Origin of the sequence: Arsenophonus endosymbiont of Crataerina pallida (assembly GCF_964020125.1) — a bacterium.
Classification (GTDB): Bacteria; Pseudomonadota; Gammaproteobacteria; order Enterobacterales; family Enterobacteriaceae; genus Arsenophonus; species Arsenophonus nilaparvatae.
Genome location: NZ_OZ026540.1, coordinates 1,637,610 through 1,658,663 on the forward strand (window position 1 = coordinate 1,637,610; position 21,054 = coordinate 1,658,663).

The window sequence follows — 21,054 nt, forward strand, 5'->3', positions numbered from 1 at the left end:
GGTCAATTAAAATTAGCCACTACACTGCGTCTTGATATAACGCTGTAAATATTCTGTCTGCTTTTCGTTCTCAACTATCATTTCTCTGCGCTTCAATTCGCTTTATTGCCTGTTTGTCAAGATTACACTGCTCAATCACTGTCAGTAACTGCTCATTGAGTATCAGGCTATCACGCCATGTCATCATACCCGCAATCGCTGGCGGCAAGCAGTCAGCGAGTAGGTGAGAGGGTATCGGAATGTGAGGGGTCTGAACGTATTCGGCTCGTGTGCTGCTGCAACTCGACAACAGCACCATTAGGGATAATGCGATTGGCGCAATCCCGATTGGCGACATGCGTTTTAATTGCTGCTTGTGTTGCTTCAGAGTCAACCGCTTTACGCTGACGGGTTTCACTATTAATTTGTGCAATATCATTGATTACCCTCATTGACTGAAATGCATTAGTCGTGATGGCTACCTGTTTATTGAGGTCAACGGTGAGTTTTGCATTTAATGCCCTGACTTCGTTTAAGGATGTCAACAACCAAGATGCCCATAAGATTAATCCTGCAATAATCACTACGACAAATGCGTAAGGTCGCCATAACATATTACGCTCTCTATTTCCCTGCGAGTCATTAACCCTTTTTGTTTTATACCCTCATCGTAGATCCATCGCTTCATCTCATCACATGCGCCCTTTCGGTCATTTGTGTTGAGCTTTTTAAGCAAGGTGGATTTAGCAAAATTGCCGACGCCCACGTTGTAGGCAAATGAGTAAAGGGCTGCCTGAGTGAGCGTATTGATACTGACCTTAATCAACGGGTCAACATAACGTTTAACCACTTTCAAATCGTCATCAAGCCACTTATCACATTCTGCTTTGGTGTAAGTTCGGTTACGCTCAATATCGTTGCCTGTGTGCCCGTAACAGACGGAAAGCACACCACCCCCATCGAAATAGGGTTTGAGTCTCAACCCTTCAAAATGGGTTATCATGCTTGAGGCTAGAAACAACGCACTACCGCCTGTTGCCATCACTATTTTTTTCGGTATTTTCATACTGACGCTCCTTGAGTTTGTACTCCTTTTTGCGGTAGTACACGTTGATTAAAAATGTCCCTATCGTGCAGACAATACCGACAATAGCCACCCACTCCTCAAGGGTAAAAAAACCTAAAATGGTCGTCATAATGCCCCAGAGATAGGCCGTTGGGGTTGAGTATTTTTCAGGCATGCGCATATACCCTCCTTGTTGAGGGTTCCATTGCTTGGATTAAACAGGGGAGCCAACCGCCTTACTCGTTTCGATTATTAGATTTGTCAGTATTGCGGTGGCGTAAATGCCAAAGCGAAATAAAGCCAGTTAAGCGACTGGCGGCACATATCCGTATTTGATATTGTTAAATCGTCAAATAAACCAATGTCAAAATAAGGAAAATTATGTCTGACCAAAAACAATCACCAAGTGAAAACAACACCCAATCTTCTAACGCCGGAAAAACCACGCCAGAACAAGGTGCTAAAGACTTCACAACAAAACGTATGGTTGTCGGGGATTCAGCGAAAAATATCAAAAAAAGTAATAAGTAATTGCAGATATTGTCATTGATAATATTGGAGTGAGGATTGTTGCGATCCTCACTCTATTTAAATGTTTTCTAATTTTGATGTTAATATCAATCAATTCATCCGCGGTAGCACATAAATCAATTAGCCGGTAACGCCGTATGAGCGTTAAGGGTTTTCTTTGCGCTTTGAACCCTTTGATTTCTAAATTTTTATAATCGGTATCACAAATGGCTTTGTAAGGTTGCGTATACAATCTGTTTGGCGAAGTAAACACAGCACCTCTAATATTTGGTCGTAAGCAGAACAAGACCAGATACCCTGCACAGAGCACCCAACACATCAGGAAGGTAGCTAAACCCATCGTTAAATACGCAAAAATTGGCTTTTGCGTTAAGAGCAAGAAAGCGGAGCCAATGCCTACTATCAAAATGTTTAGCAATTTATACGCGTTTTCAATATTAACCGTATTCGACTTGTAAATTTCTTTAGCGCACTCCTCACCTTGTTTTTCAAGAAATGCCAATAGGTCATCATCCACATCAAGGAAATAATCACTTGGAAGTTTGTTCATCCCCACCCCACAAAAAAGAAAACCTCGCAAAAGCGAGGTGAGCAAAAAATACTTAATCGAGGTTTTATTTATCAGCGTACATTTCGGCTGGACGCAAAAATTCATCATGGGCACTTTAGCATACCTTTTGCGGCCGCACCAGTGTTTGATAACTGTTTGTATGATATTTGTACAATACATCGATATCTAATTGAATATCAAGGGTTTCTAAGCATCCCAAAATAAAGCCTTCCGCAATTTGCATTCTTTTTCGCACCTCATCCTCTCGTACCGCAAACTTTCGCGCGATGGCGCGCTTGGATATGCCACGGATATAATAGTCCTCGATGTAATTCAACTCTCTGGCCATCCCCACCGTGTTAAGACGACTGACGCACACATCAATCACCAGCCCATCCGCATCACTGCACGATAAACGATTTGCGCCTGTAAACGGCATGAAGCGGTTAAAGCCCGATGCCACCGGCAACCAGCTCACCGATGCGTACGGATCACCCGTACACCAACCGCCCCAGTGGAGTAGTATTTTCTCTATGTCTCTGCTCATGATCTTTTCGCACCTGTTGTGAACGGCAATGTTTTTGGCATTCATAGGTGTAACAACCGTAACGACACACAAGCGTTATGTTGTTACATCTTAACTTATTGATTTTAAATGAATGTTACAACCGTACCAACCGTAACAACCTTTTCTCTATTAAATACATATATATATAAGATACCTATAACCTTCTATGTACTGTTTTGTACGCTATATACTTACCTAAGGATATTAATAACAAAAAGGTTGTTACGGTCGTTACACTAACTTTAACCTATTGATATTAAATAAGTTAATAGCGTAACAACCTAATGGATTTTAGGTCGTTACAGGCCGTTGCAGGTTGTTACACTGCTCCCAAACCCTGCAAACTTTTCCATCAACGCGACGCAAAATTTGTTTATACCCACAATTTAGTAAAACATTACCAATGCGCATTTGTTCCCTTCGCGATATATTTTTTGCTTCCAGGTTCAATGCTTCACGTAAAATATCCGCTGACCGTAAAAATTGCCGTGCCCGTGGTTTTTGTCCGGTCATTAAATCCGGTTCATCTAACCAACGCTCGATAATTTCCTGCCATGCATCTTTGATAAAATATTTTTCATGTACCTGATTAGTCAATTGCTCTGCTTCTTGAAATTGAATACCCGTTTCGTTAAATAGTTCTCGCGCTTCCGCCCAAAACTGAATCACATCCTTTTTGATACCTTCTACATCCATTTTCCCAACTTCAACAGGCAGCCAACGCCGATTACCGGTTTTGTCGCCTAAAAATTCGTCTTCATTTGTCGTACCAATACTTAATGAGCGTCTGGGAAATTGGGTGGCGAATTCTTTAAACTTGGGGATCCACTTTTCATGTGTCCGCGTGACAAAGGCTTTGATGGATTCCAGTTCTTTAGTATTAAGTCCGCGTAATTCGCTAATTTCTGCCACCAGACAACCGCGCATCTTACGCGCCAGATCATCATCTTTTTCAGCAAAGGAAATTTCAGTGAAAAAAGCCGGATCAGGGGATAACGCCGCCACGCAAGAAGATTTTCCAGCACCTTGCGCACCTACCAAGATCGGCACCATATCCGCTTTGATACCTGGCTTTAATACGCGTCCCGCAAGGGCTGTCCACATATAGCGCGATACCGCACGGGTATAAGCGCTATCCTCAGTGCCAAAATGGGTATGATAAAACTTTTCGATACGCGGTATGCCGTCCCATTCGAGGCTTTTTAGCCATTCCATCGCTGAGTCAAAAGGATTTTCGTCCGCGACCAGTAATACCACATCGCGAATTAATTCACGTCCAACCGCTTTAAACCCTCGCTTTTCCATTGTGATACGCAATCGGGAATAATCAGCATCCGTAAAGGTTTGCCACGCTTTAGTGCCAACAGGCGCAAACATGATCTCATCTCGGAAAGTATCAAAGCGAATTTCTACCCCGACAAAATCAGGGCACATAACCGCTTTAGCCGCATTGTCAATGGTGGCTTCTATTTGGCCTGACGTTTTATTGCGTTTAAACGTAGGCCATTTTGAATTTTCAGTAGGGTCTGTTAGATCGTCGAACTCATCAATTGTAGCAACCGCCGTTTTCAATCGCTCGGCACCGGGATTTACCCATCCTCTTTTCTGTGCAAGGGCAAAAATCGACTGATAACCCGTGCGTTCAGCCTTTAGTTTACCGTCATCCCACCGCTTTGCTGCTATATCGACATCATCTTGACTTCCGCCACCTTTGGCAGACCATTCTAACCAAATCGATCTCGCCCATTCTTCAAATTCCGTCCCAATAAACCATGCAAGACGACACCCCATTGCTGCCCAGGCATCGTGTTTATCGCTTCTTGGTGCTGCATCAGCCAACACGAGTGGATGAAACATAGCTGAACGTAAATCTTCAAACGTCTGATCATTAATATTTTGCAAATCGACTAAACGGGTTAAATCGTCATTATCGGGCTTAGGGAGATCAACCTGCTCAATAACAGGCGTATTATCGGAGGCTAAAAGCGTATCCACATCAACCACTGTGCCTTCAAAACTTTCATACTTTGCCCCTTCATGAGGAGCAAAAACCATATGCGAAGGTTCATAGACTGAGCGGTCCCACTTGATCGCCAGATCACTGAGCAATTCGAAACAATCCATCAACTCCTGTTCAATCCGTGGCCCTAGTTGTGCATACTCGGAGGCAGTCACCTCACGGGATAACAAAAAACCAATACGCCAGCGTTGTTCACCCTGCGCAACAGGATGTTCATGGCTTGCGGTGGTATAGGCAAAACATTGATAAAATCCTAGAATGCCTGTAAGCATTTCCCACGCGTCCAGGGTACACCCATCCATGTCAAGCCATAACACGCTGCGGTTACCCGCATTAAGTGCGTTACGCCCTTTCTTGGCATTTTTCATCGCACCCCAGATATAATTAAGGGCTTTTTTCTTTTTGTCGAAAATGGCTTTTGTATCGGTTGGACTAATATTAATAGGTTTGGTTAAATTTTTGATCGCCTGCTGATACTCGGCAAAAGAGCCAGCAACAGCAGGACTCGGGCGCTGATCAGTAACACTACGCCCGACAGAATAATTTATTTGCATGGGTTATTTGGCCTTAGTGTTAGACGGAGTTAGAGTTTTATTAACGCTATATGATCTCGAACTAAACACATCCTCAAAGGTACAAAAAATCCCTCGACTATTAAATTCAGATAAAATTTTTTTCGCAATATCAATATTAAGCCTACGTATACCTTTTTCGTAGTGCGCAACAGCTCCTTGAGTTAACCCTAAGGCATTAGCAAGTCTCGCTTGGGTCATACCAGCTTGCTTTCTTAATTTTTTTAGGTTGTTCATCTTAAAAATCCTATATTCAATTGGCTAGAATACCACAAAAATACATTACGTAATTTAAAATCGTAAATAAATATTACATATTGTCACTTCCATAAAAATTACGGAGTGTAATAATAATTATATGAACATGAATATCAGACAAAAGTGGAACGTTTTGGCTAAAACCAAAATGAAAGAAAAAGGGCTCTCTCAGGAGAAACTGGGAGAAATACTTGGAAAAACACAAGGAGCAATCGCTCATTGGCTTAACGGGAGAAGAGAACCGAGTATTGAAGATATAGCTAAAATTATGAAAGTACTTGGAATATCTGAAATCAATTTGAATTCAGATGCTAATGTAAAAGAAATCAAACAAGATAAGATAGAATTTATAGGGGTACTCAAAGAAGGTTCAGTTCCTGTAGTAGGAGAAGCTATGATGGGAATTGATGGTGAATTTGATATGTCTGAAAATTTGTCTGGTTATTTGCAAATATTCAGCGCTGATCCGCGAGCTTTTTCAGTTAGAGTAAAAGGCGATAGTATGTTTCCTCGGATAAATTCAGGAGAATTTGTTGTTATAGAACCAAGCACATCTATCACCGCAGGTGACGATGTATTTGTTCGCACAGAACAAGGTAAAAATATGATTAAAAGATTAGGTTACAACAGAGAAGGAACTTACCAGTTTCTCAGTATAAATCAACAACATCCGCCGTTAACTATGTCCGAAAAAGAGATTGAAGTCGTATATTTTGTAGCCGCTATTGTCAAATCTTCGCGATATCTAGATCTTATATAACAAAAAACTAATCATCCCTAATCTGACCCACAAATATGTGGGTTTTTTCTTACCCGCATAAAAATAAAATACATTTTGTATTGACAGTGATTTTTTATACTTATATTCTCTATAAAACAAAATGTATTAATTTTATAATATAACCAAACCATCGCTCTTTAACAATTTAGAAAGTCGGAACCGCACAGATTTTTCTGTATAGACCCCTGCGCATAAAATGCGATGTACCGTCAAACGCGATCCGGTTGGCGAGAAGATTAGCCCCATTTGATAAAAATGGTCGTGAAAGGGCAACACTGACAGAAAAAGAAATGCAAACGCAAAAAACACTAATTATAGGTCATTTTGCGAAGTGGCCTATGGTGGGTGACGACAGTTAAACGCTAAATTACATTAAATTAAGAGGTCAAACATGGATAACGAACAGTTAAGTAGGAAAACCGTGATTATTGACGGGAAAGAAATTGATAAAGAAATTGTTCATCACTGTATGGATACGGTGGAGCAAGCGGTTTTAGACGTTGTGACACATTTAGTGAAAAACGGTGCAGAAAAAGAAGACGTGATTAACGCTGCAAAAACTACCGCCGAGGCGATAGTAGTTGGAATGGTTTTTAATCTTTCTGGCCTAGCTTCTTCCAAATAGCTAAAGACTTCTTGCTGCCAGCATCCTCAATAATTTTTTGATAAACATCTTCTAGTTTAAGAACTTCAATAAGATATTCTTCAGGGGTAAATTTTTTATCACAACGTCTAAGGTATTCGACCGCTAAAGCGCGAGCATCGTATTTATAGCATACAAATTTTTCATTTTTATTGGACATTACTTTTTCCTTATAAGTTAATCGAACCATAAGGATACCACCTCGCCTGACGTGGTTAAAAGCAGGCAATGAATAAATTACGTTAACAAGCACCGCGCTTTAGCCCTTTTTACGGTGAACAAAATGCTCAGATATATCAATATTTCGATTAGGTTTTTATTTATAATTCTTGCTCTCCCAATCGTTTTTTATCTTGGTGTAGTTCAAAATACTGATTTGAGTTTTTTTATTGGTAGATGGGAAGCCAAGGCTGAAAAACTCCTCGCTTTACTACAAACATTCTTGGATAAATATTTCCCTGTAGCGTCAGAGCAAGAAAGATGATGCGCCAAACAGTCGGTTTTGGGGTGTGTGAATAACCAAAATACAGCCATTAAGTTAAAAACCAACACCAGGGCACTACCAATATGGCTGTAGATATAATCCGGATACCTCCGGCACACACCGCCAAAACCGATTGGTATTTAGGAGAAATGATGAAATTTGAAGAATTGAGTGAAAAATCTCAAGAGAAAGCCAGCGAAGCGCTACTGTATGCATTACAGGCAGAAATGGATTCAAATCGCGCTATCGATAATGTCAGGGCGAAAGCACTTGCATCGGCTATCAGAGACGGTTTTATTGCACTTGAAACAGAAGAGCTAGAAAAAAGAGCTAGTAAAGATCCTGGTAAAAACAATAAGAATTTTGGGTTTGCCAATTCATGATGTATACGGTAACCAGGCTTCCCAATCGTCAACCAGGCTAGTCACTCATTATTGATATACCTGTTTTGTGTGTTGTCGTAAACCACAAAGGGGGCGAGCCTGACGCGCCAGAAATATCAGGCAACTCAATAAAATAGTTGATCACTTGTAATCCCTAACATACTCATAAGGGAAATCATAATAGGCATTGCATCTATGACAATGGAAAAGCGCATCGTGAAGAGAAGTATCACCTGGTTTAATGACAGCATATTGAAGTATCGATTTCACGCCAGACTCATAGCAATGAATACAAAGATAGTGAGGTTTTTGCTCAGCACTTTCAGGTATTTTGCTACGGTAGACTACCGTACCCGGTTTAGGGTTATAAAGTTCATAATTAGATTTTTCAACCAACCATTGCTCTTTGTTATTAACCTCTTTTTCAAGCTCAATGATGCGATTCTTTGCCATCATCAAAAGTTCTTGAAGTAGTATTTGTTGTTGGGATACCGCACCTAATTTATTTAATAAATCTATCGTTTTTGATTTGACTTCATAATCGATTTTCATACTGAGAATAGCCCGGCAAGCACTAAAAGCCTGACCAACAGATGAAGTCGTGTCTGTTAACACCTCAGTTATTTTAGTAATAATGTTTTTATCTTCTGACATAAAAATATCTCACTCTGTAAGGGTGAAATTATTTTAGCCAATTTCTCTCTGTAGGGGTACAAGAGAAACCACTGCGGCCTGAAGTGGCAAAATAATCAGGCATCCCCTATTTAACCCATCCCATCGGAAAAACCACCATGCAAAAAGCAAAAATCCTGTCATCGGAGCGATTTCCGATGAACAACAACGTCCGGCGTTTACGCTATTTACAAAAATTAGAAGCGCTAAAACGTAATAGCAATCACCAATTCCCTGTCACTGTATATCGTTGAGGTCGACGCAAAATGCTTACCGCAAATAGCCCCCTGCTGGCAAGACTGGCAGAAAACCACACGCAAATGATCATGGCGCACAATCAACTGGCCGAAGCCCATAAAATGTTAATCAGTCAGTTGGTCGGACATACTGAAAATGACCCCAGTGACCCAAATGAACCGACAGGGGTGAAAAAGCCGAAACCCTTCACACCGGATGTTAAGCCACAACCTGTTGCGCCATCGGTTACCTTTGAACCTCAAGAAGCGATTGAACCTGAGCCTGTTGTCAAAGCACACACTAAAGCCGAAGACAAACCAGCCCCCGTTGTCGCCGAGAAAAAGGTTCAAGCCCCAAAGACCGAAACGAAACCTGCTAAAGCCGTTAAACCAATTGAGCCGATTATTGAAGCGCCTGAAGTAGCGCCTAAGCCCGAACCGGTGGATATTGAATCACTTGATTTGCGTCACGTGGTCGCCCTGTCTGTCTTGTTTGGGGATAAAGCGCTTAAACCTGACAATACGCAAGTTGCTAAAGCCAAAGCGACTTTTGCGTCCGAAAAAGCAGATAGCGTTACCGGGCAAATTGATGCACTTTATTGCGCCTTGAACGGGTTACCTAAAGTGACATTTCTTCCTAAAGCCAAAACCTTCGACGTATGCCTAAAAATACTGGCTAACTGGGATAATCTCTTTGGCATTACCGATCGTCGCGAATTTGCCTTGTCATTACTGCGTGAATTGCCTACCCCAGCAGAAGTCAAACCGATTGATTTTAAGGCACTTCGCAGTGAGGCTTCGGCCTGCATTACTCAACTGGTCAAAGGCGGATATCGCAATGAAGCGGTGGATATCCTCGCCTCATTCAACGCTAAAAAAACGGGTGACGTTACCGATGACAATCTGGTTCAGTTTATCGAGAAAGCCCAACGCGTTTTAACCGATGATAATGCCGAGGGTAGCGATGGCTGAACATGCAAAACTTTCTCCCTCCTCAGCGCATAGGTGGATGAGATGCGCAGCTAGTCTCGCAGTCGAGGCCACCTTACCCGATAAAACATCGCCGTTTGCGGAAGAAGGAAGCGCGGCGCATGCGTTAGCGGAAAGTATCTTAACAATGCGCCAAAACCCGTTTAGTGACGGGCGTAGACGAACATCTGGATTTGATGCGAAAGACTATATCGGCACGTATCCATTGTTAAAAGCCAACTCGCCACAAGTGGATGAGGAGATGATTGAGCACGTCCAGACCTATATCGATACCGTCTGGAGGCTTGCGGACGGGAAAATCTTACAGGTTGAGGAGCGAGTTGACTTTTCAGCCGTCATTGACGTAGAGAATTCGTTTGGTACCGCCGATGCGATTATTGTCAGCGAGGATGAGTTACAAATCCATGACCTGAAATACGGTAAAGGCGTTAAAGTCGATGCCAGGCAAAATGCGCAACTTATGCTCTATGCGCTAGGGGCGTTACATCAGTTTGACCTTATTTATGATTTTAACACGGTTCGTCTTTTTATTCATCAGCCCAGACTTAACCATCTGTCCGAATGGGCGCTATCGGTTGAGGACTTAAAAGACTTTGGGGACTTAGCCAGATTGAGGGCGCAAAAAGCCATGGAGATGGTAACCCTTGCCGAGCGCAACGGGCTTGATGCGCTACCGGATAGTGCCTTTTCACCGGGCATCAGGCAATGCCAGTTCTGCAAAGCAAAAGGCGGATTGTGTTTTGCCCAGGCGCAATTTGTCCATAATGAAGTCAAAGGCGATTTTGTCGATTTGACCCAACCGCTCGCACCACAATTAAGCGATGCGCCGAAACGTATTACGTTACTAACCCCTGGGCAAATGGCAACACTCTACCCGCATATCGATTTGATAGAGAGTTTTTGTAAAGCCCTGCGAAATCGGGTCGCTGAGGCATTACATACGGGGCAATCGGTACCGGGCTTTAAACTGGTTACCGGCAAACAGGGTAATCGCACCTGGTGTGATGAACGTGAAGCCGAAACGCTGTTAAAAGCCGCCAAACTTAAACAGGAACAAATCTACCACAAGAAAATTATTAGTCCGCCACAGGCTGAGAAACTACTTAAAAAAGACAAACCGAGTCGCTGGGCAAAACTGGAAGCACTTATTGAGCGAGCAGACGGGAAACCCGTTATCGCACCGGAATCTGACCCTCGCCCTGCCCTTGTTATTAATCCCTTAAACGACTTTGACGATGTGACCGAAGCGGCACTCGCTGATAAATCCATCTAATTAAAAGGTAACGTGATGAAAATTAAATTAAACAACGTACGTCTGGCTTTTCCTGAATTATTTGAACCTACGCAAGTCAGTGGTCAAGGAGCGTTCAAATACCGTGCCAATTTCCTTATCGCCAAAAGCCGTACTGACCTGATTGAAGAAATCAAAACGGGGATTAAGGCGGTCATTAAGGAAAAATGGGGAGCCAAAGAGGTAGAAAAAATTTATAACAGCATCTGCCACTCCAACAACCGTTTTTGCTTCCGCGATGGCGACAATAAAGAATACGATGGCTATGCCGGAAATATGTACATCACCGCCAGTAATAAAGATCGTCCGTTAGTCATTGACGTAAATCGTACACCACTCACCGCACAGGACGGTCGTCCCTACTCTGGCTGTTACGTTAACGCCACCATTGAATTTTATGCCTATGACAATAATGGTAAAGGGGTTTCAGCCTCCTTAAGAGGGGTTCAGTTTTTCCGGGATGGCGATGCCTTTAGCGGTGGAAGCGTGGCCTCCGTTGACGAGTTTGACGACCTGAGCATGGCTGAGGAAGAAGACGATATCGCCTTTTAAAACACCAGAGAAACCACTGCGGCCTGAAGTGGCTAAATAATCAGGCATCGATTAAAAATATGAGTAGTTTTTACTCTATTTAGCTTACGGGAAATTTGATATGTAAAGTGTAAATAACTCAAGGAGGCTTAAAAATGAAATTAGATAATATGACTGAAGTCCTTACGCTCACTAACCCCAGTAACAACGGCCGTTATTTACTTAACTTAGCGCAACCCGTTTATGCCGATGAGGAAACCAAGACATTAATCAATATGATTCAACTACTGGCAGAAGAAAATCAATACCTGAGAAAAGAGAATAAACGACTGGCAAAAATGCATCGGTAAGTTGGGGGCTATGCAGGGTTCGAACCTGCGACCGATGGATTAAGAGTCCACTGCTCTACCCACTGAGCTAATAACTCATGATAGTAATTATAGTGCAGGCATCAAAAAGGCTTTTACCACCAGAGAGAGGATACCTAAAATACCCGCGCCTAACATCCAGCGCATTAACTTTTGTTCAGCACGAATACCTGACATCTCAAGTTGTAAGTCTTTACGGGTGATTTACATATCTTTGCGGACATTAGTTATTTCAGCCGATAAGTCTTTACGAACATCAGCGATTTCAGCAGATAAATCTTTACGTACATCAGCGATTTCAGCAGATAAATCTTTACGTACATCAGCGATTTCTTTTCTGACATCAGAGATTTGAGTAGTTAAATCTTTACGTACGTCTTCTAAATCGCGCTTTGTCGCTACATCAGCAACCTCATGTGATTTGCGTACAACAAGCGAAATAGCCTTAGCTTGCTGACTAGTAAGTCCAGCGGTTTGAAGTTCTTCTGATGCTTGTAATGTATCAAATGCAACTTGACCCATAGGGAATCCTCCTTTTGGGTAAGTATAACCTAACAATAACCATTGACGAAAGAAGAAATCATGCGCTATAGTTTATTTGCATCTGATAAATCAGGTGCCAGGTCTGCAAACCTGCCGTAACTAAGAAGGCGCATAGCACGCCAACAGCGTGTTTTTTTATGCGTCAGTCTGCCATATCAAGAATCAATGGTGGACTGGATGGGGGAGCCGAAAGGCTCGCCGGGATCCTTCTTAGCCGGTTTTTGCAGCCCTGTTCAGTTCACCGCCATATTAAGAGCCTGCAAACTCTTTGGTGGTGATTATCCTAATTTAAGAAGGAAATCATTACTATGACTACTTTAATTTTCCGCAGTACTGCTCTTGAAACTATTTCTCATAAAAACCAAATTTGGTTTACTTCTACTGAACTTGCTAGAGCTTTGCAGTATCAACAAATTGACTCTGTTACCAAAATATTTAACCGTAATAAAGACGAATTTACATCATGTATGACACAGACGGTCAATTTGACCGTCAGCGGTAAAATCAATGGGTTACAGCACAAAAAGACCCGTATATTCTCCTTACGTGGCGCACACCTGATCGCTATGTTTGCGAATACGCCAGTAGCAAAAGAATTCAGAAAATGGGTGCTGGATATTCTCGATAAGCAAACAATTAATCAAACCAGTAACTTTACCCCAAAATATCAACCAAAAGCCGTAGAGCGTTTTACTCATTCGGATACACGTAACCTAACGCATTTAGTTTGGTGTATGACAAATGGCTTCCGGTTTGAGCGTTCATGGACTAATGCGGTGTGGCTGGCTTTACGTGAAGTCACTGGCACACCATCACCGGAGCGTTTTCAGGTAGAGCATATACCGTTAATGGCTGACGAATGCAGACGGATTTACTATATCACCGAGTCACTACGCCAGATTATCAATGACGCTGAAAAACAGGTTATCAAACGACTTTTACGTAAGCGTGAGAATATCGATACCGTTTTAGCGGAAATAAAACAGCTTTTTGAGCAATTCCACCATCAACAAATCGGGATAATCACCGCACGCACCGATCAGTGGTATGAAGGTGAATTGACCCATTTCTTAGAACGCCACTAATTAATCTTAACGCCCCTTTTTATAGGGGCAATTTTTCATCAATTTAACTATTGAGGAATTTTTATATGCAAAATCTAATGAACGCACAAAATATCACATTTTCCAACAGCGAGACCATCGATTCACAACAATTGCTGCTAATGGTCAACGAAACACGAAAAGAACATGGCGAACCACCAATTAGAAACAACAAATTTATTGAAAAGGTTAAAGATGAACTTGAAGGAGAGACCTACACAAAAAGTGTAGGTCAAAAAAACGGCGCTGATATTGAAATTATCGAAATGATGCTTAAGCAAGCGCTTCGTGTTGCCGCCCGTGAATCGAAAGCCGTTCGCCGTTCACTGATTGATAAACTGGAGCAGCAAAGCAAACCACAAAGCGCCAATGAAATTATCGCAGCAATGGCGTTAGCTAACGTTGCACAGGAGCGTCGGTTAAAGAGTATCGAGCATCAGGTAGAGCAAGTCTCAGAAGAAATCGAACAAATCAAACAAGGCACTATCCCAGCCGGTTTCCAGGGCTATAGCTATCTTAAAACAAAGTACGGCTTAAGCGATGCCAAATGTCGGCAATTAGTCATGGCGTGGAAGGTGCCTTGCAAAAAAGTGCCCCATGTTGCGCCTGGCGGCCAAATTACCCAAATGTCAGTGGTTGATGAAGCGGCATTTAAAAACGCGTTGGATAACATGATGCTTGAGGCTGAGAAACGCGGCAGTCAGTGGTATCACCCTAAAATGGGGCGTTTTTCCGTAACCGCCTGATAAGGATGGATTATGCAAAATTTACTATTTTGCGATTTAGAAACCTATAGCGATATTCCGATTAATTGTGGCACGCATCGCTATGCTGAAAATGCAGAAATTTTACTTTTTGCTTATGCTTACAATCATCACCCCGTAAAGGTCTGGGATGTGACGCAAGATAAAACGATGCCGACAGATTTGAAAGCGTATCTTAATGACACAGAAATTTTAACTGTCTGGCACAACGGCGGCATGTTTGATACGGTAATTTTAAAACAGGTGTTAAATATTGACTTACCGTTATCCCGCGTTCACGACACATTAGTACAAGCACTGACACATGGCTTACCCGGTGCGCTCGGTTCGCTTTGCGATATCTTCAACGTCAATAGCGATAACGCCAAAGATAAAGAAGGTAAAGCGCTCATACAGCTATTTTGCAAACCGCGTCCTAAAAATAGCAAAATACAACGCGCCACGGCGTTAACTCACGCAGAGGAATGGCAACGTTTTAAGCAATACGCAGGTTCTGATATTTTAGCCATGCGCGAGATTTATCAACATTTACCGGGTTGGAATATGAGTGTGGACGAAACCCAATTATGGCAGTTAGACCAAAAGATTAATCGCCGTGGGATGTGCATGGATGTTGAACTGGCGAAAAGCGCCTTGACTGCCGTTGAAAACGAGCAAAAACGGTTATCAACCGTCACCCAGCAATTAACAGATAATGCCGTGCAAAACGCAACACAACGCGATGCACTGTTACAGCATATCGTTTCGGCATTTGGCATCACGTTACCGGATATGCAAGCCAGCACGCTACAGCGCCGCGTTAATGACCCTGATATTCCACCGGCTTTACGCGAACTGCTGTCAGTCCGTTTGCAATCGTGTACAACCAGCACCAGTAAATATAAGGCGCTGTTAAAATCGGTAAGCGCAGATGGACGACTTCGAGGAACCAAGCAATTTTGTGGTGCCTCACGCACCGGACGATGGGCGGGACGTATTTTTCAGCCGGATAATCTCCCCAGACCCACGCTTGACCAAAAGACGATTGATAACGGCATTGACGCATTAAAAGCCGGTTGCGCCGAGCTGATTTGTGATGACATTATGCAACTGACCAGTTCTGCGCTTAGAGGGTGTATTATCGCGCCACCCGGTAAAAAACTGGTTATCTCGGATTTGTCGAATATCGAAGGCCGCATGCTGGCATGGCTGGCAGGGGAAAACTGGAAAGTCAATGCTTTTAGCGAGTTTGATAACGGCAAAGGCGATGACCTCTATAAACTCGCCTATGCGCGCGCATTTAATCTTTTACCTGAGAACGTCACTAAAGCTCAACGACAAATCGGTAAGGTGATGGAACTCGGCTTAGGCTATGGCGGTGGGGTTGCGGCATTTTTGACATTTGCCCTCGCCTACGGTCTGGATTTAGATGAACTGGCGGAAGCCGCATTACCTAACATACCGCCTAACGTTAAGCGAGAGGCGATGCGCTGGTATCAAAAATCCGTTGAAACGGAGAAGACTTATGGCCTCAGCGAAAAAGTCTTTGTTACCTGCGATTCCCTTAAGCGCATGTGGCGCAATGCCCATCCACAAACCGTATCATTCTGGTACGACATTGAAGACACTGTAAAACAAGCCATTCAGTCACCGGGGATAGTGTTTAAGTGCCGTAAACTTAGCCTTCGTCGCGATAAAGGCTGGCTCAGAATTTGTCTACCATCAGGTCGTAGTCTTTGCTACCCTTCTGCGCGAATAGAGAATGGACAAATTAGCTATATGGGCACCAATCCCTACAGCCGAAAATGGGAACGGTTAAAAACCTACGGCGGTAAAATTACTGAAAATATCTGTCAGGCCGCCGCACGCGATGTCTTGGCCTATAGCATGCCACGCATTGAAAAGGCGGGTTATGCGATTGTCTTAACCGTCCATGATGAAATTATCAGCGAAGCGCCGGATACTCCTCAATTTTCCGCCGAGGGGTTAAGTAAGCTGTTAAGTCTTAATCCGGATTGGGCTTTTAATTTACCGCTTAGTGCAGCGGGGTTTGAGACTTATCGTTATCGCAAGGAATAAATAACACACACAGGATAAAATAAACATCATGGCCTTTATGAAAAACGACAGCCCACTTTATTTCAAGGCAGCACAGGATGCGGTACACCTTGAACAGTCAGGCCAATACCATGAAGCGGCGCGCGCATGGTCACAGGCAAACCGACTGGCGCGCAATCGCAATAATCGTATCTGGAGTGAACACCGCGGCGATTTTTGCCTGATGCAAATCAAACGGGAACATATTAAAAGGATGTATCCATGCGGTTAATCAGGGAAGAGAGCATTGAAAAACATTTGGTGCGTGAGGTGCGAAAAATCGGCGGCATTGCCTATAAATTTGTTTCACCCGGGCGACGAGGCGTACCTGACCGATTAGTTGCACTCCCCAATGGCAAGATTATTTTTGTGGAATGTAAAGCACCGGGCGAAAAACCCACCCCTTACCAATTACGCGAACACGCACGGCTTTTTGCCTTAGGCCATCAGGTCATCGTACTGGACAGTCAGGATTTAAGCAGCATTTTACCTGCTTTTGGTTGATAACCTTAAAAACAATTTATTTCTTGTAGAATCCACATATTTTTATTATTTTTTAGTTAATTATTTTTGCATAAGGAGAGCAGTTACACATGCAGCTTAATTTCAGTTCGTTAGATTCTTTTGATCATGTCATATCTCCTTTTGAAGAAATGGCAGCTTATGAAGCTTTGTGGTCTGAAAATGGAGCTACATTCAGGTCTATTGCAGACAGATTTAGAAAATATCCTGATACCATTCCATCAAGAATGGTTACTGAGAATGTAAGAAAAGAATTTAAGGAGATCTTAAAAGATATTTTTGACCGATTTCAGGTTAAGCATTTTGGAATTAGAATACATGGAGCTAATGAATATCCCGAGAAATTAAGGGATGCTAAACATCCGATAGAAGTTTTTTATTATCAGGGATGGTGGGATCTAATAAATACTCGCAACGTTGCAGTTGTTGGCTCTCGTAGGGTATCTGAAGAAGGTAAGAAAAGAACAAGAAAGCTTGTTAAATGCCTTATAGAAGATAATTTTACCATAGTTTCCGGTCTTGCTGAAGGTGTTGATACTGAGGCTCATAGAACAGCATTGGATGCTGGAGGGAATACTATAGCAGTTATTGGCACGCCGTTATCACATTTTTATCCAAAACAGAATATTGAGTTACAACAACGGATTAGAGAAAATTATTTATTGATCAGTCAGGTACCGTTCAAACGTTATCTAGATCAAGATTATCGTACTAATAGATTATTTTTTCCTGAGCGCAATGCTACTATGTCTGCTTTATCGGAAGCGACAATTATTGTAGAAGCATCCGATACGTCAGGAACTTTGACTCAAGCCAGAGCAGCTTTGGATCAGGGTAGAAAATTATTTATACTGGATAGCTGTTTCCAAAATAGTACAATATCTTGGCCTGCAAAATATGAAGCTCGTGGTGCAATTAGAGTTAAGAACTACCAAGATATTAAGGATAATCTGTGACATTTCTATTACAAAAGATAGATGAGCTTACTCTTGGTCATCATTTTCATTTAACTGAAGATGATATCTGTCTTTATTTTGGAGAGTATACAGCGGAAAAAGGATTTGCTTTCAGTAATACTAACAATTTGATTCTTAATTTAAAAAAGGATGTTTTAAAAAAAGATAAACCTGAATATAAATACAAGAAAAGAGCGATTAAACAAATAGCTTCTTTTTTATCTGAATATCGTGATTATTTACTTAAATGTACAGTTGTACCTGTCCCACCATCTAGATGTAAATTAGACCCCAAATATGATGATAGATTAATTAACATCCTTGATGAATGTAAAAAAATAAATTCCACTGTTGACTTTAGAGAGCTAATAACACAAAGAGAAACGTTAATAGCATCACATAATTCTTCAAATAGACCATCTTGTGAAGAATTAGCAAATAATTATGAATTCCATGGCTCTTTAGCCAATAATATTAGATCTACTATAATTATTTTTGATGATGTTTTAACCGCTGGTAGTCACTATAAGGCGATGAAAACCGTTATTAAGCAACATATTCCAGATGTTCAAATAATAGGGCTTTTTATCGCAAGAACGGTTAGAAATATTATTGATGATTTTGATGTTATAGATTTTTAATCAAATTTTATATTCAACGCCGATTTTCCCCCAGCAGTTTTTGTGTATCGATACCGTGTTAGCGGAAATAAAACAGCTTTTTGAACACTTCCACCATCAACAAATCGGGATAATCACCGCGCGCACTGACCATTGGTACGAAGGTGAACTCACCCACTTCCTAGAACGTCATTAATTAATCTTAACGCCCCTTGCTAAGGGGCAATCTTTCATCAATTTCATTATTGAGGAATACCTTTATGTCAAATTTAATCAACATCGAAACAAAAAACATCAATGGCGGATTAATCCAAACGGTTAATGCTCGTGATTTACATGCGTTTTTGGAAAGTAAGCAGGAGTTTGCTAATTGGATAAAAGATCGCATTCAACAATATGGTTTTATTGAACATCAGGACTTTTTGATAAATTTATCAAAAACCCCAAATGGAGGCCGTCCAGCAAAGGAATATCATATTTCCCTCGACATGGCGAAAGAGCTATCAATGGTTGAGCGCAATGAAAAAGGGAAACAGGCCAGACAGTACTTTATTGAATGTGAGAGACGAATTTTACAACCTCAAACATTACTACCAACGGCAAAAGAACTGGCGCTCATGGTTGTTCGTGCCGAGGAAGAGAAAGAAAAGTTATTACTGGAAAATAAAAACCTATCAACCGAAAACGATTGTCTTAAAAATCTATTCAAAGAAGGCATGACCCCTACCCAATTTAGCAAAATGCTTAACGGCGTGAATAGTCAACAGATAAATCATTATCTTGCTGAGATTAAGTGGCTCTATAACGACAGTAAGTCCGGCAACAATTTACGCTGGCGTGTTGCCGCTACCGCTCGGGATAAATATTTAACCGAAAAACAAAACGAAATAAGCCCCCATGGTGCAAATAGCTTTATTAGCTATCGCCCTGTTTTGCTCAGAAAAGGCGCACAGCGACTTTATGACCAGTATTTGGCTGACAAACTCCCCATGAAAAAGAACTGGAACGGATTACATACCCATGACAAAACTATCCAGATTGTCGCCTGAACAAAAGACAATCGCAAAAACCTTCACCCCTCGCCCTTACCAAAATCTCATTATCAATCACCTGCTCGATATTAAACGCTCAAATGTCTGGGCGGGGATGGGAATGGGTAAAACAGCAGCAACCCTGACGGCATTAGAAAATCTCTATTTATCAGGCAGTGAAACCAAACCCACACTGGTATTAGCCCCTTTACGGGTAGCCCAATCCACTTGGCCTGACGAAGCGCTTAAATGGGGCCACCTGCGTAATATTGAAGTGCAGCCCATTATTGGCACTGCAAAAACGCGGATGACAGCTCTCAAAAATACCCATGCCAGCGTATTTACGGTCAATTATGACAATCTCGTCTGGCTGGTTGAAACACTAGGTGACAGCTGGCCTTTCGGCACGATTATCGCTGACGAGAGCACCCGGTTAAAATCATTCCGGCTACGCAAAGGCGGTAAACGCACCGCTGCACTCGCCAAAATCGCCCATAAATCGGTTCATCGATGGGTAAATCTGACCGGTACGCCTTCACCGAATGGCCTGATGGACTTATGGGGGCAAACCTGGTTTGTTGACCAGGGCGAACGGCTAGGCAGAACCCATAATGCGTTTACGTCTCGCTGGTTTAACCGTATCCAGTTCCCCGGGCAACAGTGGAGCAGGTTTGAGCCTTTAGGATTTGCGCATCTACAAATTCAGTTAGCACTCAGCGATGTCACGCTATCCCTTAATGCCGCTGATTGGTTTGATATCGACGAACCCGTACACAACGTTATTAACGTTGAACTACCCGCGAAAGCGCGAGCACACTATCAGGCCATGGAAAAAGAACTGTTTCTTGAATTGGGCGAGAGTGCGATTGAAGCGTTAAATGCCGCGGCCAAAACAATAAAATGTTTGCAAATTGCCAGTGGTGCTATTTATAGCGATGACAATCGCAACTGGACAGCGATACACGATGTCAAAATCCAGGCACTGGAGAGTATTGTTAATGAATCAGGAGGGACGCCAGTACTGGTCGCTTACCATTGGAAACATGACCTTGAAAGATTAGTAAAAGCGTTTCCAAAAGGCAAAATGTTAGACGCTAACCCACAAACCCTTACCAACTGGAATAGTGACAAAATCCCGTTGCTTTTTGCCCACCCCGCAAGCTGTGGACACGGCTTAAATTTACAGGACGGCGGTAACATTCTGGTCTTTTTCTCCCATTGGTGGGACTTGGAGCAGTACCAGCAAATTATCGAGCGTATCGGCCCCACGCGTCAAGCGCAAGCCGGACATAATCGCCCTGTCTTTATTCATCATATCGTCGCTAAAGATACACTCGATGAAGTGGTGATGGCGCGCCGTAATTCAAAACGGGCAATACAGGATTTATTACTGGAAGCGATGAAGAGAAAGTAAAAAAGACCAGCGCAAGGCTGGCCAACACCAGGTAAAAAAATTGTGAATAGCAAACACACAACCAAATAACTATACCAAAGTATATCAAAACTGTATATATAA

The 21,054-nt window shown here is 42.3% G+C and carries 31 protein-coding genes, 1 tRNA gene and 1 pseudogene; 20 read left to right on the forward strand and 13 right to left on the reverse strand.

Annotation, left to right across the window (positions count from 1 at the left end; all coding sequences use genetic code 11):
* Window positions 1-12: 12 nt before the first annotated feature.
* The 5 genes from AACL31_RS21005 to AACL31_RS08840 are packed head-to-tail and all read right to left on the reverse strand — an operon-like array spanning window position 13 to window position 1,226.
* Window positions 13-81, reverse strand: a complete 69-nt coding sequence (locus AACL31_RS21005; RefSeq protein ID WP_409013970.1) for a hypothetical protein — start codon at window positions 79-81, stop codon at window positions 13-15.
* A complete protein-coding gene (lysC, locus tag AACL31_RS21010) occupies window positions 71-298 on the reverse strand; it encodes an Rz1-like lysis system protein LysC (protein WP_422389277.1) in 228 nt (75 codons plus the stop codon). Before lysC ends, AACL31_RS21005 begins: the two co-directional genes overlap by 11 nt.
* Window positions 213-593, reverse strand: coding sequence for a hypothetical protein (locus AACL31_RS08830; RefSeq protein ID WP_339053941.1), 381 nt, complete (start codon window positions 591-593; stop codon window positions 213-215). Before AACL31_RS08830 ends, lysC begins: the two co-directional genes overlap by 86 nt.
* Complete coding sequence (locus AACL31_RS08835) at window positions 563-1,045, reverse strand: lysozyme (RefSeq protein ID WP_339053942.1); 483 nt, start codon at window positions 1,043-1,045, stop codon at window positions 563-565. The genes AACL31_RS08830 and AACL31_RS08835 overlap by 31 nt, the downstream gene beginning before the upstream one ends.
* Complete coding sequence (locus AACL31_RS08840; protein WP_339053639.1) at window positions 1,005-1,226, reverse strand: phage holin family protein; 222 nt, start codon at window positions 1,224-1,226, stop codon at window positions 1,005-1,007. The genes AACL31_RS08835 and AACL31_RS08840 overlap by 41 nt, the downstream gene beginning before the upstream one ends.
* 200 nt (window positions 1,227-1,426) lie before the next feature.
* On the opposite strand from AACL31_RS08840, the gene AACL31_RS08845 reads away from it, so the two are divergent.
* Window positions 1,427-1,576 (forward strand): hypothetical protein, encoded by a 150-nt coding sequence (locus AACL31_RS08845; protein WP_339053351.1) that lies wholly within the window; start codon window positions 1,427-1,429, stop codon window positions 1,574-1,576.
* Here AACL31_RS08845 and AACL31_RS08850 read toward each other — a convergent pair.
* From AACL31_RS08850 to AACL31_RS08865, 4 genes are all read right to left on the reverse strand, one after another.
* A complete protein-coding gene (locus tag AACL31_RS08850) occupies window positions 1,557-2,126 on the reverse strand; it encodes a hypothetical protein (RefSeq protein WP_339053350.1) in 570 nt (189 codons plus the stop codon). The two genes, AACL31_RS08845 and AACL31_RS08850, sit on opposite strands and share 20 nt — an antisense overlap.
* 115 nt (window positions 2,127-2,241) lie before the next feature.
* Window positions 2,242-2,673, reverse strand: coding sequence for an antiterminator Q family protein (locus tag AACL31_RS08855; RefSeq protein ID WP_339053349.1), 432 nt, complete (start codon window positions 2,671-2,673; stop codon window positions 2,242-2,244).
* Between the two features lie 312 nt (window positions 2,674-2,985).
* Entirely contained in the window at window positions 2,986-5,268 is a 2,283-nt protein-coding gene (locus tag AACL31_RS08860; protein WP_310513081.1) for a virulence-associated E family protein, read from the reverse strand.
* Between the two features lie 3 nt (window positions 5,269-5,271).
* Entirely contained in the window at window positions 5,272-5,523 is a 252-nt protein-coding gene (locus AACL31_RS08865; RefSeq protein ID WP_310513082.1) for a helix-turn-helix transcriptional regulator, read from the reverse strand.
* Between the two features lie 121 nt (window positions 5,524-5,644).
* On the opposite strand from AACL31_RS08865, the gene AACL31_RS08870 reads away from it, so the two are divergent.
* The 3 genes from AACL31_RS08870 (at window position 5,645) to AACL31_RS08880 (ending at window position 6,950) form a co-directional block, all read left to right on the forward strand.
* A complete protein-coding gene (locus AACL31_RS08870; protein WP_339053943.1) occupies window positions 5,645-6,304 on the forward strand; it encodes a LexA family transcriptional regulator in 660 nt (219 codons plus the stop codon).
* A 245-nt stretch (window positions 6,305-6,549) separates the two neighbouring features.
* Window positions 6,550-6,684: a hypothetical protein gene (locus tag AACL31_RS08875; protein ID WP_339053345.1), complete on the forward strand. Its 135-nt coding sequence runs from the start codon at window positions 6,550-6,552 to the stop codon at window positions 6,682-6,684.
* 32 nt (window positions 6,685-6,716) lie between these two features.
* Window positions 6,717-6,950 (forward strand): hypothetical protein, encoded by a 234-nt coding sequence (locus AACL31_RS08880; RefSeq protein WP_310513069.1) that lies wholly within the window; start codon window positions 6,717-6,719, stop codon window positions 6,948-6,950.
* Here AACL31_RS08880 and AACL31_RS08885 read toward each other — a convergent pair.
* Window positions 6,919-7,158, reverse strand: a complete 240-nt coding sequence (locus AACL31_RS08885; RefSeq protein WP_310513645.1) for a hypothetical protein — start codon at window positions 7,156-7,158, stop codon at window positions 6,919-6,921. The genes AACL31_RS08880 and AACL31_RS08885 overlap by 32 nt on opposite strands.
* A 377-nt stretch (window positions 7,159-7,535) precedes the next feature.
* Between AACL31_RS08885 and AACL31_RS08890 the strand changes: the two genes are divergently transcribed.
* Entirely contained in the window at window positions 7,536-7,835 is a 300-nt protein-coding gene (locus tag AACL31_RS08890; RefSeq protein ID WP_310513657.1) for a hypothetical protein, read from the forward strand.
* Window positions 7,836-7,976: 141 nt separating this feature from the next.
* On the opposite strand, the gene AACL31_RS08895 is transcribed toward AACL31_RS08890, so the two are convergent.
* The gene (locus AACL31_RS08895) at window positions 7,977-8,489 is read right to left on the reverse strand and encodes a hypothetical protein (protein WP_339053944.1); all 513 of its coding nucleotides are present in this window, start codon (window positions 8,487-8,489) and stop codon (window positions 7,977-7,979) included.
* 137 nt (window positions 8,490-8,626) lie between these two features.
* Here AACL31_RS08895 and AACL31_RS08900 point away from each other — a divergent pair, with 137 nt between their 5' ends.
* The 5 genes from AACL31_RS08900 (at window position 8,627) to AACL31_RS08920 (ending at window position 11,905) form a co-directional block, all read left to right on the forward strand.
* On the forward strand, window positions 8,627-8,761 hold the full coding sequence (locus tag AACL31_RS08900; RefSeq protein WP_339053341.1) for a hypothetical protein: 135 nt from the start codon (window positions 8,627-8,629) through the stop codon (window positions 8,759-8,761).
* A 12-nt stretch (window positions 8,762-8,773) separates the two neighbouring features.
* A complete protein-coding gene (locus tag AACL31_RS08905) occupies window positions 8,774-9,715 on the forward strand; it encodes a hypothetical protein (protein ID WP_339053945.1) in 942 nt (313 codons plus the stop codon).
* Window positions 9,687-11,006, forward strand: a complete 1,320-nt coding sequence (locus AACL31_RS08910; protein WP_409013971.1) for a DUF2800 domain-containing protein — start codon at window positions 9,687-9,689, stop codon at window positions 11,004-11,006. The genes AACL31_RS08905 and AACL31_RS08910 overlap by 29 nt, the downstream gene beginning before the upstream one ends.
* Before the next feature lie 15 nt (window positions 11,007-11,021).
* Window positions 11,022-11,576, forward strand: a complete 555-nt coding sequence (locus AACL31_RS08915; RefSeq protein ID WP_310513679.1) for a DUF2815 family protein — start codon at window positions 11,022-11,024, stop codon at window positions 11,574-11,576.
* 134 nt (window positions 11,577-11,710) lie between these two features.
* On the forward strand, window positions 11,711-11,905 hold the full coding sequence (locus AACL31_RS08920) for a hypothetical protein (protein WP_310513699.1): 195 nt from the start codon (window positions 11,711-11,713) through the stop codon (window positions 11,903-11,905).
* Between the two features lie 4 nt (window positions 11,906-11,909).
* On the opposite strand, the gene AACL31_RS08925 is transcribed toward AACL31_RS08920, so the two are convergent.
* A tRNA-Lys gene (locus AACL31_RS08925) sits at window positions 11,910-11,982 on the reverse strand.
* A 10-nt stretch (window positions 11,983-11,992) separates the two neighbouring features.
* A pseudogene (locus AACL31_RS08930) lies at window positions 11,993-12,445 on the reverse strand (DUF1664 domain-containing protein).
* A 329-nt stretch (window positions 12,446-12,774) separates the two neighbouring features.
* Here AACL31_RS08930 and AACL31_RS08935 point away from each other — a divergent pair.
* The 10 genes from AACL31_RS08935 to AACL31_RS08980 all read left to right on the forward strand — a co-directional run bounded on the left by AACL31_RS08935 (window position 12,775) and on the right by AACL31_RS08980 (window position 20,952).
* Window positions 12,775-13,551: a BRO-N domain-containing protein gene (locus tag AACL31_RS08935; RefSeq protein ID WP_339053683.1), complete on the forward strand. Its 777-nt coding sequence runs from the start codon at window positions 12,775-12,777 to the stop codon at window positions 13,549-13,551.
* Between the two features lie 65 nt (window positions 13,552-13,616).
* Window positions 13,617-14,315 (forward strand): hypothetical protein, encoded by a 699-nt coding sequence (locus AACL31_RS08940; RefSeq protein ID WP_339053946.1) that lies wholly within the window; start codon window positions 13,617-13,619, stop codon window positions 14,313-14,315.
* Between the two features lie 12 nt (window positions 14,316-14,327).
* On the forward strand, window positions 14,328-16,391 hold the full coding sequence (locus AACL31_RS08945) for a DNA polymerase (protein ID WP_339053465.1): 2,064 nt from the start codon (window positions 14,328-14,330) through the stop codon (window positions 16,389-16,391).
* Between the two features lie 28 nt (window positions 16,392-16,419).
* Complete coding sequence (locus AACL31_RS08950; protein WP_310513200.1) at window positions 16,420-16,641, forward strand: ANR family transcriptional regulator; 222 nt, start codon at window positions 16,420-16,422, stop codon at window positions 16,639-16,641.
* Window positions 16,632-16,913 (forward strand): VRR-NUC domain-containing protein, encoded by a 282-nt coding sequence (locus tag AACL31_RS08955; protein ID WP_310513574.1) that lies wholly within the window; start codon window positions 16,632-16,634, stop codon window positions 16,911-16,913. The genes AACL31_RS08950 and AACL31_RS08955 overlap by 10 nt, the downstream gene beginning before the upstream one ends.
* A gap of 89 nt (window positions 16,914-17,002) precedes the next feature.
* Window positions 17,003-17,887, forward strand: a complete 885-nt coding sequence (locus AACL31_RS08960; RefSeq protein ID WP_310513575.1) for a DNA-processing protein DprA — start codon at window positions 17,003-17,005, stop codon at window positions 17,885-17,887.
* Window positions 17,884-18,528: a hypothetical protein gene (locus AACL31_RS08965; RefSeq protein WP_310513634.1), complete on the forward strand. Its 645-nt coding sequence runs from the start codon at window positions 17,884-17,886 to the stop codon at window positions 18,526-18,528. Before AACL31_RS08960 ends, AACL31_RS08965 begins: the two co-directional genes overlap by 4 nt.
* Before the next feature lie 40 nt (window positions 18,529-18,568).
* Window positions 18,569-18,703: a hypothetical protein gene (locus AACL31_RS08970; protein ID WP_310513633.1), complete on the forward strand. Its 135-nt coding sequence runs from the start codon at window positions 18,569-18,571 to the stop codon at window positions 18,701-18,703.
* A gap of 64 nt (window positions 18,704-18,767) precedes the next feature.
* Window positions 18,768-19,556: an antA/AntB antirepressor family protein gene (locus tag AACL31_RS08975; RefSeq protein ID WP_339053681.1), complete on the forward strand. Its 789-nt coding sequence runs from the start codon at window positions 18,768-18,770 to the stop codon at window positions 19,554-19,556.
* Complete coding sequence (locus AACL31_RS08980; protein WP_422389275.1) at window positions 19,528-20,952, forward strand: SNF2-related protein; 1,425 nt, start codon at window positions 19,528-19,530, stop codon at window positions 20,950-20,952. The genes AACL31_RS08975 and AACL31_RS08980 overlap by 29 nt, the downstream gene beginning before the upstream one ends.
* Window positions 20,953-21,054 lie beyond the last annotated feature (102 nt).